Annotated in this window: 13 protein-coding genes; 4 read left to right on the forward strand and 9 right to left on the reverse strand. The window is 34.0% G+C overall.

The genetic code is table 11. From position 1 onward, the window contains the following. Positions 1-1,406 precede the first annotated feature (1,406 nt). From ACYSNW_RS06135 to ACYSNW_RS06170, 8 genes are all read right to left on the reverse strand, one after another. On the reverse strand, positions 1,407-1,598 hold the full coding sequence (locus ACYSNW_RS06135; RefSeq protein ID WP_461743600.1) for a hypothetical protein: 192 nt from the start codon (positions 1,596-1,598) through the stop codon (positions 1,407-1,409). Between the two features lie 21 nt (positions 1,599-1,619). Continuing rightward, entirely contained in the window at positions 1,620-1,805 is a 186-nt protein-coding gene (locus tag ACYSNW_RS06140) for a thiopeptide-type bacteriocin (protein WP_461743601.1), read from the reverse strand. 40 nt (positions 1,806-1,845) lie between these two features. Further along, positions 1,846-2,031: a thiopeptide-type bacteriocin gene (locus ACYSNW_RS06145; RefSeq protein WP_461743602.1), complete on the reverse strand. Its 186-nt coding sequence runs from the start codon at positions 2,029-2,031 to the stop codon at positions 1,846-1,848. Between the two features lie 26 nt (positions 2,032-2,057). Further along, positions 2,058-2,816, reverse strand: a complete 759-nt coding sequence (locus tag ACYSNW_RS06150; protein ID WP_461743603.1) for an ABC transporter permease — start codon at positions 2,814-2,816, stop codon at positions 2,058-2,060. Beyond that, positions 2,809-3,702 carry an ABC transporter ATP-binding protein gene (locus ACYSNW_RS06155; RefSeq protein ID WP_461743604.1) on the reverse strand — a complete coding sequence of 298 codons (894 nt, stop codon included), beginning with the start codon at positions 3,700-3,702 and terminating at the stop codon, positions 2,809-2,811. Before ACYSNW_RS06155 ends, ACYSNW_RS06150 begins: the two co-directional genes overlap by 8 nt. Positions 3,703-3,779: 77 nt before the next feature. Continuing rightward, the gene (locus tag ACYSNW_RS06160) at positions 3,780-4,580 is read right to left on the reverse strand and encodes a hypothetical protein (protein ID WP_461743605.1); all 801 of its coding nucleotides are present in this window, start codon (positions 4,578-4,580) and stop codon (positions 3,780-3,782) included. A gap of 2 nt (positions 4,581-4,582) precedes the next feature. Beyond that, positions 4,583-5,290, reverse strand: a complete 708-nt coding sequence (locus ACYSNW_RS06165; protein WP_461743606.1) for a SagB/ThcOx family dehydrogenase — start codon at positions 5,288-5,290, stop codon at positions 4,583-4,585. After that, entirely contained in the window at positions 5,290-5,466 is a 177-nt protein-coding gene (locus ACYSNW_RS06170) for a lantibiotic dehydratase C-terminal domain-containing protein (protein WP_461743608.1), read from the reverse strand. Before ACYSNW_RS06170 ends, ACYSNW_RS06165 begins: the two co-directional genes overlap by 1 nt. 225 nt (positions 5,467-5,691) lie before the next feature. Between ACYSNW_RS06170 and ACYSNW_RS06175 the strand changes: the two genes are divergently transcribed. Genes ACYSNW_RS06175 through ACYSNW_RS06185 form a run of 3 tightly spaced genes read left to right on the forward strand, consistent with a single transcriptional unit; the run spans position 5,692 to position 9,174 of the window. Continuing rightward, positions 5,692-6,591: a polyprenyl synthetase family protein gene (locus tag ACYSNW_RS06175; protein WP_461743609.1), complete on the forward strand. Its 900-nt coding sequence runs from the start codon at positions 5,692-5,694 to the stop codon at positions 6,589-6,591. 46 nt (positions 6,592-6,637) lie between these two features. Continuing rightward, entirely contained in the window at positions 6,638-8,590 is a 1,953-nt protein-coding gene (locus tag ACYSNW_RS06180; RefSeq protein WP_461743611.1) for a sensor histidine kinase, read from the forward strand. Next, positions 8,590-9,174: a response regulator transcription factor gene (locus ACYSNW_RS06185; RefSeq protein WP_461743612.1), complete on the forward strand. Its 585-nt coding sequence runs from the start codon at positions 8,590-8,592 to the stop codon at positions 9,172-9,174. The genes ACYSNW_RS06180 and ACYSNW_RS06185 overlap by 1 nt, the downstream gene beginning before the upstream one ends. Positions 9,175-9,403: 229 nt before the next feature. Here ACYSNW_RS06185 and rlmH read toward each other — a convergent pair whose 3' ends face one another. Then, complete coding sequence (rlmH, locus tag ACYSNW_RS06190; RefSeq protein WP_461743613.1) at positions 9,404-9,883, reverse strand: 23S rRNA (pseudouridine(1915)-N(3))-methyltransferase RlmH; 480 nt, start codon at positions 9,881-9,883, stop codon at positions 9,404-9,406. A gap of 416 nt (positions 9,884-10,299) precedes the next feature. Between rlmH and ACYSNW_RS06195 the strand changes: the two genes are divergently transcribed. Next, positions 10,300-11,616, forward strand: coding sequence for a S1C family serine protease (locus ACYSNW_RS06195; RefSeq protein WP_461743614.1), 1,317 nt, complete (start codon positions 10,300-10,302; stop codon positions 11,614-11,616). Positions 11,617-11,675: the final 59 nt, after the last annotated feature.

The raw sequence follows: 11,675 nt of genomic DNA on the forward strand, positions 1-11,675 counted from the left end.
TTATCCAGGAAAGAAAGAAAAAAGAGTAGTTGCAGACAATTTTTTTAAATGTAATAAGTAATGGGCAACGCTACGAACCTCTATAATATCTCAAGTTTTGGATAGAAGTGTTTAAAGTAATAATAGGTGAATCACGAAAATGACAAGAAACACAAAAGGTTTCCATTCGGCGTTGAATGATTCCTAACCTTATTTTCCAAATTTTTGTGATTTGCTACTTATTTCCATAAACGTTGCTTCTGATTTCACCATTTATTTGGTTTTACGTGAGTGATCCAAAAGTGCTTTTTACTTTTGGATCACTTGCTTTCTCTATGTCGTATATTTTACCCATTACATTTCTCACTCTATACCATGCAGAATCCAATTGCTCTACTCATTTCCGCGTTTTAAAGCACCCTTTTCCAATCTTCCAGCCTAAAGTTAGTCTACACAGTCATCGTAAATGATCTATTCAACAAAAAAAGACATTATTCAGTTGATTAGTTTAAGAATATCATTATTTATGGTAAGGTTCTGCGTATCGGAAGTGAATGATATTTTTTTGTAATACTATTCTATAGATATTATTTGATAACATAAAGGATGTCTTTGGATATTTGTAAATAATGAGTTATTAGCATATTGAACATAAGTTTATTGAAAATTTTGTATACCTCTTCTTTATTTGATAATATTATCAGCAAATTCTACTAATTCTTCTGTATCATCATAAATAGATTCAATAAAATTATCGTAATTAGTTGGAACACTCAAACAAAATTGTTCCGTCATTATCGAAGCTTTGTTATCCTTGGAACAACGCTGTCACAGAAGCTTTCTTCAAATATATGAAAAAAAGAAGAGCTCAACAGAAGAACCTTTTCTTCTCTTCAAGAAGTACAACTAGAATACTTCGAGAGTTTCTATAATTCTCAGCATCCTCATGGAACTCTTAATATGCTTATACCCAACGAAATAGAGGATACGTACTTTGATTCTCACTAAGTATCTGCTCTCTTTGTGTCTACTTTATTGAAATTTATCCACCACGTGTTACTAAAGAAACATAATCCCTCTCTTCAAACAATTTCTATATCTTAAGACTGGTCATGACGATTAAATTCAACGATTTTAGGTACTTTAATTTTTGGTCTACTTCATGTACCTTTTCTAATTATTTATTTAAACAAATAATCGACCAACAGACAATTTCTTTTATACTTTAAAAGCATTGAAGAGTTGACTATTAATCGATATTTTTATTATATAGAAGCTATTTTCACTAAGCTTTGTTTATTTAATGTTTGACAATCTGTAATCACAATCCCTCTGTTTTCTTGATTTGTTCTGTGGTCCTAACGGTTACGATAGTCTATTCACTCGAATCACACTATTGATAACCCTTCCAGCGAGATGATGAATCCCTATAATGCTTTATAAATAGCACCTACAACCATTCCAACAACTGGAACCAATACCCAAATCCAACTTTGCCAATCTTCTTTATTGGATTCCTTCATTATCTGTAAGTTTAATCGCAAATTTTCATTTTCCAATTCCAATTGTCTCAGTTTGTTACTTGATTGTTCTATTTCTCTCACCTCTTCATCTGCCAAATATTTGATATACTCGTTCTGTTATGTAGACGAGCAACATGAACTTGAGCCACAGCATGAACAGCCTTGACTTAATGCTGATCCGCTGGTTGCTGCTGTTTCTGGTAACGCTGTTGCCTCACTAATTTCCACAAATTCGATTTCATCAATATCTGTAAACATTTCCTCTACTAAATCTTTGTTCATTTCCTGCTTGTTCTCTGCCATTTGTTTTCCTCCTTAATATTTTTTGTTCTATTCTTTCCTTTTAAGTAGACGAGCAACATGAACTTGAGCCACAGCATGAACAGCCTTGACTTAATGCTGATCCGCTGGTTGCTGCTGTTTCCGGTAATGCCGTTGCTTCACTGATCTCCACAAACTCGATTTCATCGATATCTGTAAACATTTCCTCTACTAAATCTTTGCTCATTTCCTGTTTGTTCTCTGCCATTCTTTTTTCCTCCTACTATTTTTTATTTAAAATTCTTTCTTTTTCTTGTTTGCTAAAGAGCCTACTAAAAGAAGAATAATAGAGACAATCATTAAAATTCCTATTTCTTTTCCATATTCAGTAATACCAATTCCGTCTGTCCACACACCGCGCATCATTTCCAATCCGTAAATGATAGGATTAACAAGATAAACAATTTTTCTTAGGAAATCTGGGAACATTTCCGGGGGGAAAGTCAGACCGCCAAGAAACATTTGAACATAAAACACGACCATGGCAACTGATTGATAGGTGGTACTTTTCGCTAGCAACGAAACAATTAAAAACGCCAGTGAAAATTGATAAATATTGATAATTACCAGAGCAATAAATATTGATCCTAAGTTTGCTGAAGGCAATGGTACACCTTTACTTAGATTTCCAACTGCCACCAATAGTGTAATGGCGATAATTTGGAAAATGATTGTTGAAAAGAATAGTGCTGCTGCAACAATCACGGGATTGATTCCCATCAGTTTGTATTTTAGTAAATCGCCTCGTTCTTTGTATAGAATGTAATACTGACCGAAAATAACAACAACCGCATTGATAATGATGATTGGTATATACGCAGGTACCAAGTATTCAACAATTGACCTTCCAGTTCCGGGAACGTCAAACCCATCCAATAAATTACTAAAAACGAAAAACATGATAACTGGAACTAAAAATCCAATAATTGTACTTTTAGAGTTTCGCATCAGCATTTTTGTCTGATGCTTTGATAGGACATACAAGCTATGCATGAGCAATTTCACCATCCTTTCCTAATTCATATCCGAGAATTCGTAAAAATGCATCTTCAAACGTATAGTTGCTCATTGTAATATTTTGTCCGCCACAGTCACTGATGTTCTCATACAGACTCTTTTCTTCAACAACATCATATTCGACTGTAATTTTTTCTTTATAACGATCGAACTCAAAATCAAACTTAACAAATTGAAATTGATCATTAATGATGAATTCCGCCTTTTTCTTCCCGTTGAAGAGATTGTTTATAATTTCTTCTACTTTTCCGATTACTTTAACTTTTCCTTTTTCCAATATTAAGATGTTATCAGCCAGATATTCTACTTCATCAAGAAAATGGCTGGTTAATATTAATGTCGTATTCTTTTCCTTATTAATCTTTTTCAGTATTTCCCATATCTTTCGCCGAGCAACCACATCTAGCCCTGTAGTTAGTTCATCAAAAATGATAATTTGCGGATTGTTTAGAATCGTCAATAAAATTGTCAGCTTTTGCTTTTGTCCACCTGAAAGGTCGTTGACAAGTTGATTACTATGTTCATTCAAATCGAAACCTTCCAACAGCTCATCTAAATCCAAGTCGCTTCGCAGCAAATCCTTATAAAGTTTGCATATTTCTCTTACCTTCACACCATCTTCGAACGAACTCGTCTGTAATTGAACACTGATGTTTTGATACAACAGCTCCTGGTCGAAAGCCATGACGATATCACCATCATAGTCAATCAGCTCCATGATTGCCTTTATTAATGTACTCTTCCCAGCACCGTTGTGTCCCAAAATGGAGTATATTTCTCCTTTTTCAATTTTGAAATCTACATTATCCAAAGCTTGTTTTTCTTTGAAACGCACACTTATTTTTTTTCCTTGTAAAATCATAAGTAAATACCTCCTCTAGATTTTCTTTTATTATAAGGTCGCTTCCAACTTATTCCCTGAGTAATCTGTGCACATCTTTATTGCAGATAAGCATCTACTCTCATCGTTGGATAGTCCAGCTTCAGTGTTTTTCTAAAAGGAATACCTGTGTCTACTGTCAATCGCTGATAACAATCATCAATTAGATACATCAAGGTGTTTCCTAAAAAGCTGTAGATAATCTCTTTGGAAAAATCCGGAATATCAGCATCCCGTTCCTCTTCGGAACTTTTTTGGTAATAATTGATTTCATGAATATTTTCTATGGTCCAAACTGGTCCTACACTCAACCGGCCATTGGAAAATACAATCACTGCTTTTCCTAAAAATGACGTGCTCACATCCGTCAAATTCATATCTGTAATTAAAATGTCTCCTTTTTGAATGTCCGGTTGATTGGTTTCTGATATTCTTCGAATAGTTGGAAACCCCATTTGTATCAACTTTTCTTTTACGATTTCCGGCATAGTTCGGCTCAAAAAAATTTTTTGTTGATAGAATTTCTCTCGATACCTCTTCAGATCAACATCTGAAAAGGCGTGATTTTTTCGTAAGGACTGAATGATTGTCCGTAGCTTCAACACAGTGTTATGATTGTAGCTGTCCTTTCGATCATAAAAATAATCTGGATATTTTTTTTTCAGCAAATACACTACTTTCTCTTCTACACCAGCTCTTACTTTAGCCTCGGTTCCTTTATAGAAAAGCTGTTCCATTTTCTGCGGATTGATTTCCTCTTTTACTCGAACGGCTATCTCTTTATCAGACAGCATGTTCGTGATAATAATCTGCTGTTTTTCTACATGAACAACGTTATTTTCTTTTAAAATAGTCGTCATTTTTATCCCACCACCATTACATAATGTAAATCATAAGTGTTGCCTACAATTTTTTGAAAATGTGATTGAAAAAAACCTCCAATACACACTGAATGATATCGTTCCTGCTCACAATACAAGGAGATGTTTTGTGCTAAATGCCCCATCTCCTGATTCAGCAGACGGTATGAAATCGCGCCATATTTCTCTTCAACTAACTGATAATCACTTGCGAAGAACAGAAATACAGGAAATTTATTCAGTACTTTATCCCCAATAATTTTGTGGACATGATTCATATTTTTTTCACTGTATTTTTCAAGCATATGATTAAACGGGTTATACCTATACAGATAATCCTCACCATCATTCCAATACACAAACAGTGTGGTCGGATAGGTTGCCCCTGGAGAAGGATAGGTAAGAAGCTCCTTTTCCTCATCAGAGATCCCTGCGCAAAATTGCAAGAGTTTCGCTAAGAAATCCAGTGTTATTTTCTTATCGGATACCTTCCGCCGAGTCCGTCTGCTCTTAAGCAGGCGCTCGAAATCTGTTGTTGGATTTGAATAACTCAGCTCGATGGCTTCTTTCTCTTCCCAATATCGCTTTTTATTATAGAAAGCATTAGGGATTGAACCGATTCCTTCATACATAACAGCAGCTTCATGGTATCTCTTTCGAATAATACTTTGATTGGGAACAAGGTCCCAATGAGACTCAACTACTGCCATTACAGTTCCTCCTCCAGCTCTCTATAGAGAAGTGAGGACAGATGATATTCATATTCCGGGGGAACCTCTATACGGTTATTAAACATATGAATATGAGAGAAAAGTACCCCGTAATCTTCCTCTTGGTCTAAAGAAATTTTTTCTCGCAATTGTTGTAGATATTCTTTAAGCAGCAATCAAAAATAGAAGAACAACTCTTGAAGCATTGCAGGGGGAGCTTAATGAGCAGGCCTATGCTCAGATTGAGTTGGTGTTAAAAACATCCAAACAAACGGTTAAAGATATGATGCAAAAAAGCACCGTTTGGCCTGCCTGATTTTTCTATCTATTTTCAATCAACCTCTATCCAACAACTTATTATTACTGTATAATTAAACAAAAAGAAAAGTTGCTTAAATATTATGAAAAAAATAGAAATAGAAACTCTCTATCAATCAATTATCAATAAAGAGTTCCTAAAAAAATATGATAGGAACTTGGAAACAGCTATTTTAGATAAATTATGTATTTTGGATCAATTAAAAAAATTTAGTTGGTCCACTTTCTGTTGTCATTTATTTGCACTCTATCCACACCGGGACTTTCCAGATGAAGATTTACTGATTTCACTCGATTTATTAGGAATTGCTACTAGGATTCTTGATGATTTAATAGATGATGACAATCCCTTGGTCCAAGAAATAGGTCCAAAACTCAGCTTACTTCTTTGTGTTGATCTGTTGACTCATTCGTTGTCTAACTTATCCAGCAATTACGCATCGTCAGAAGCTTTGTCTTTTTTACAGCAAGCGTTGGAGGGCGAATTTTACGATTTAACCTTGACGCTAAAAGAAGATATCTCTGAAAAGGATTATTTTGATTCAATTATTAAAAAGTCTACTGACTTCTTTCTTTTCGTTCTAAGCTGTCTGCCTTTGTCGGAAAAGGAAAAAGAATTTTGGCATCCGCTACTAAAAAAAATAGGAACTGCTGTTCAAATAAAAAATGACATCCATGGCTTGATAAAGTCTGATTCCTCAGATATATCAGCGCTAAAAGCTACATTTCCGCTAATTAAATTTGTTGAAAGTAATCCGAAATCCAATCTTTCCTTTTTGATAAACAATGAGCCATCTACCACATTCAAACAAGAACTGATGAATAAATTAGATGAAAGTGGCACTCTTGATTACTCCATTTTGATACTCACTCTTCACCAAAATGATATTTTAGCATCCTTAACTAATGAATTTCCAGAAAAATCAGAACAAATCATGTCATTCCTTAACTATATAAATTTAGGAGAATCCAATGCTGACTAGAATAAACAAAATAAACATCATTCATTACATACCTTTGAATCTGCTATTGCTTATTCAAGCAACGATTGTTTTTCAAGATTCTGAGCTGTATCTTTCTTTTCCTTTTGACCTGATTTACAGCAGTTTTTTGCTTCTCATTGGTACAATTGTTTATCTTTTTTCCGAAAAAAAGAAAGATTCTCTAACCTTCTTACTTACGATGATAGTGACTGGTTGGATTCTTATTCTTTTGCATAGTGACAACCGTCTTTTTATCTCGCTTGCAAGAATTTTTATGTGTCTTGATACTGTTTTACTTTATGTTTTTTTTGCCTATTTCGCCAAACTCGATAAAGGAAAGCTTTATAAACCATTACTTGTTGTTCAACTAGTAGCAGCATTGATCACAAGTGGACTGTTGCTCACTTTTATACCAGTATTTAGTTATAGCCTTTTCGCCCTACTTTTTGTAACTATTTCACTCTGTGTAATGCTGTCATTCATAAATAAAACATCTCAGCGTTCTTTTTTGCGGGAATACCAAAAACATCTTCTCAGTTCTATTATCATTGCCTTAGCACCATTTATTTTACTTAGATTTTTTTCCACCAGCTCAACACTTATCTACCTTTCTTTTTATAGCTTTATCAGTTTTCCAATCGCTGTTGCGTATGTTTACTTAAAGAAAAATAAGCTGCACATAGAAAGAAACTACAGCTTGCTTCTAGTATCTATTCTTTTCTTTTTCCTAATAAACAGTATATTTATCTGGTTTTGTCTTTCGTTCATCAAAATAAATTTGGTTGATACCTTTACTTTATTGATTTTTTTGTACCTTTTAATCTATCTGTACCGCTACTATCAGAGATATATCATTCAAAAACAAATTCGTTTTATTAATTCTGTCAAGCAAACCTTCGAAAAAGAACGTCTGGAAATTCTCCAAAAGATTACTTATGATGATTACCTGAACTCTCTCAATCATTTTGTGCACCAATTGATTGAAAAGACTATTGTATTAGATGGCTCAATGATCATTTGGAAAGAAAACCAGCATAGCTTTGCATTAAACCAAACGGGTATTTTTGAAGAAATAACTCTTACAAAAAAACTGCTTCAGCAATTGGAAACTGTCTTTCACACGATTGAAATAGAAGGACAAAATTACTTGAATTTCCCATTGATTTATGAGAATAACCTATGTGGTTGGCTCATCACGGGAAACAAAAGTGATGGTCACCCTTTTTCTAAAGAGGATGTGGAAAAAATGACACTTTTATCGCGAACCATCAGTGAAATATTTAAGACAACTGAAATCCTTCATCAAGCGCAAACGCAATACGCATCACTTCCAAATACAAGTTATGATGAACATTTCAACTTGAATTTCTTAATTAAGAGTGATGAAATGAGGAGATCACTGTCCTTGTATCTGCATGACGATGTCCTGCAAAATATTCTTGCCTTGAAAAACTTAACTGAAATGCTGAAGACTACGCAAGAAAAAGAAAAACAGTTAATTCTTGAAACATTTCAAACCTTGAATAAATCCATTAGAGAAAAAATGTTTGATATCTATCCATCAACCCTAATCGATTTAAGCTTTTATCACAGTATTTCTATTCTATGTGAAAAAATGAAAAGTAGCCCATTGGCAAAGAAGGAGCTTGCGATTGAGTTGGATATGGACACTGAGCTGTATATTCCAACCTATCTCAAATTTCCACTTTTCAGAACAATAAAAGAATTACTATACAATGCTTTAAAACATGCTCGACCTAAAACAATTAGACTTACTGCAAAAATACAGCAAGATAACATTTTATTGATTCGTGTTGAAGACGATGGTATTGGAATAAACCTAGTTGACTACTTGGAGAAAAAGGACAATACAAGTATTGGCCTATTATCGATAAAGCAAGAAATCAATCATTTGAATGGAAACTTCTTAATAGATGGCAATCGAGAAAAAGGCGCTTCCTTTCAAATTGAATTATCTATTGAAAGTGAGGAACAATAATGAAGATTATTTTATTTGACGATCATGAGTTGTTTGCAAAAAGTCTTGAAATTTCTCTCAAAGATCAAATCACAAGCTTTGAAACCTATGTCTCTCCGGAAAATATCGTTCAGATTGTTTCTGAAAAAAAACCTGATATGCTGTTGATGGACATTCATATGGGGGAGTTCAACGGACTGCATGTGTCTAGAGAGTTGCTCGTGACTTTTCCAGAATTAAAAATTGTTTTCCTTTCAGGCTATGACCTTTTGGAGTATCATAACGAAGCCATCAAAATGGGGGCTAAAGGATTTATAAATAAAAATGTTTCTCTAAATGACTTACTAGCCAAAATCAATCTTGTACTGGGTGGAGCAACAATTTTTCCAAAATATGAACAAGAAAGTGAGCCATTAACCAATAGAGAAAAAGAAGTCCTTCAGCTTGCAGCCAAAGGAATGAAACAGCAAGAAATTGCTAATCAGCTTTATATAAGTCGTCGAACAGTCAATAATCATATACAGACAATTAACGAAAAATTCTATGTCAATTCAACCGTAGCTGCAATTGTGCGTGGTATTCAACTAGGCATTGTTCAGGTTTAAAATTTTTCAACTATATCTCTGATCCCACTGGTTTCATGGACAACTTTTTTGAAAAGAACCTACTTCAATTACTAAAGCAGGTTTCGAATGCACCTATAAAGTAGAATAGGATGAATAAATTGAGGATTGATAAAGCAAAATTGTAAAAGACATATTAACTATGATTCATTCTTTTAATACAAATAAACCATTCACAATCCGTTGAGTATGGTTTATTTTATTTATGTTCTCATTTATGATATGGTTCCCCCCGCATAATCCGAAATCCGCGATAAATCTGTTCCACCAAAATCAACTTCATCAATTGATGTGGATAAGTCATCCGCCCAAACGAAAGTTGTTTTTGACTTCTGTGAATAACTTTCTCACTCAAGCCTAGCGAACCACCAATCACAAAACTAATATTACTTTTCCCATCAATTCCTAATTGTTCAATTTCTTTGGAGAATGCCTCACTGGTTAATTCTTTTCCTTCTATTGCTAAGGCGAAAACATATTCGTTTTCAGCAATTTGGGCTAAAATACGTTTTCCTTCTTTTTCCTTTACTTGCTCCATTTCAGCTAAACTTAGGTTTTCTGGCGCTTTTTCATCTGGTACTTCGATGATTTCTACCTTCGCATATGCTTTTAATCGTTTTAAATATTCATTGATTCCTAGAACTAGATACTTTTCTTTTAGCTTTCCTACTGTGATAATTTTTATCTTCATCTACTAAATCCTCTTTTACTTTTAGGCTTTTCAACAATTTTACCATGAACTGTTTTTCTCTTCCACATACTTTCCCACAAAGTTATGCACATATACACAGACTTATCCACAGGTAGAGGAGCTAAAATGGTTTATTTACCAGTATTTTTACATACAAACACATATTCCCATCTTTTTTTCCACATTATCCACATTCTGTGGATAACTTTTCAACCTACTTTTCCTCTTAATCTTCTAAAGTTTTTCACATTTTCTTGTGTATAAGTAACTCATCTTCTAAATTATTCATTAATTACATCTGTAATTTTACTTAAGTTGTTCATAAAAAATTCAAAGCTCTTCTGTAGACTAAAGTTGTCTTAACAGACTATACTTAAATTATAAAAATACTTTTTGAAAATATAGGAGGTTCTTAAATGAATAATAGAAAAGATGTTACACCTGATTCAAATAATACGAAAAATAGTTTTGTTAAAAAATTCGGTACTGGTCTATTAGGAGGCCTCGTTGGTGGGGCACTAATTTTTGGTGGAGCATATGCAGTCGGCGGAGGAAATATGTTTTCTTCTAACTCAACTCCTTCAACCACACAATCAACTGTAAAAAATAACTCAGGTGATACTAAAGTCAGTAATGTAAGCTACGATGTAAACAGTGATGTTTCTAAAGCGGTAGATAAAGTAGGTAGTTCTGTTGTTTCAGTTATCAATTTGCAACGTGCTAGTCAAACGAGTGACTATAACAATATTTTTGGTGGTGCTTTTGATGAAGGTGGAAACGATAGTTCAAGTACTGGTGAACTAGAGGCAGCTAGTGAAGGAAGCGGAGTTATTTATAAGAAAGACGGCAATACGGCTTATGTTGTGACAAACAACCATGTGGTAGATGGTGCTGAAGGCCTAGAAGTCCTTTTACCAGATGGCACTAAGGTCAAGGGAGAATTAGTAGGAACTGATAGCTATACCGATTTAGCAGTTATTAAAATTGCTTCAGATAAAGTAGAATCAGTTGCTGAATTTGGCGATTCAGATAAATTAAAAATCGGTGAACCAGCACTTGCAATCGGCTCTCCATTAGGCTCTGAATATGCAAATTCTGTAACGCAAGGGATTATTTCTTCTTTAAATAGAAACATCCAAAATGAAAACAATGGTCAACCAATCAACATCAATGCGATTCAAACAGATGCTGCAATTAACCCTGGTAATTCTGGTGGTCCGTTAGTCAATATCGAAGGGCAAGTCATTGGAATCAACTCTGTTAAAATCGTTCAATCAAATAGCCAAGTAAGCGTTGAAGGGATGGGCTTTGCAATTCCTAGTAACGATGTTGTGACAATTATTAATCAATTAGAAAAAGATGGAAAAGTCACTCGCCCAGCTTTAGGTGTTTCGATGAAAGATATTTCTGAAATAACAACTCAACAAAGAGAACAAATTTTAAAGTTACCTGACACAGTAACTGGTGGTGTGATGATTGCATCTGTTCAAACTGCGACTCCTGCTGAAAAAGCTGGTTTAGAAAAAATGGATGTAATTACAAAAATCGATGGCAATGAAGTTTCATCTGTAACTGATTTACAAAATGAGCTATTCAAGAAAAAAGTTGGCGATACTATGGAAGTTACTTTCTATAGAGACGGAAAAGAACAAACAGCTAAAGTTGAATTAACAATCGACCAATCTGCACTTAAATCAAGTTCTAATAACTCAAACAATTCAACAAATCCATAATTAACATTCACTACTTAATTGAACAATAACTAAAAAGAGTAAACTAATCGGGAAACCTT

This window comes from Enterococcus sp. LJL99, from assembly GCF_054871725.1.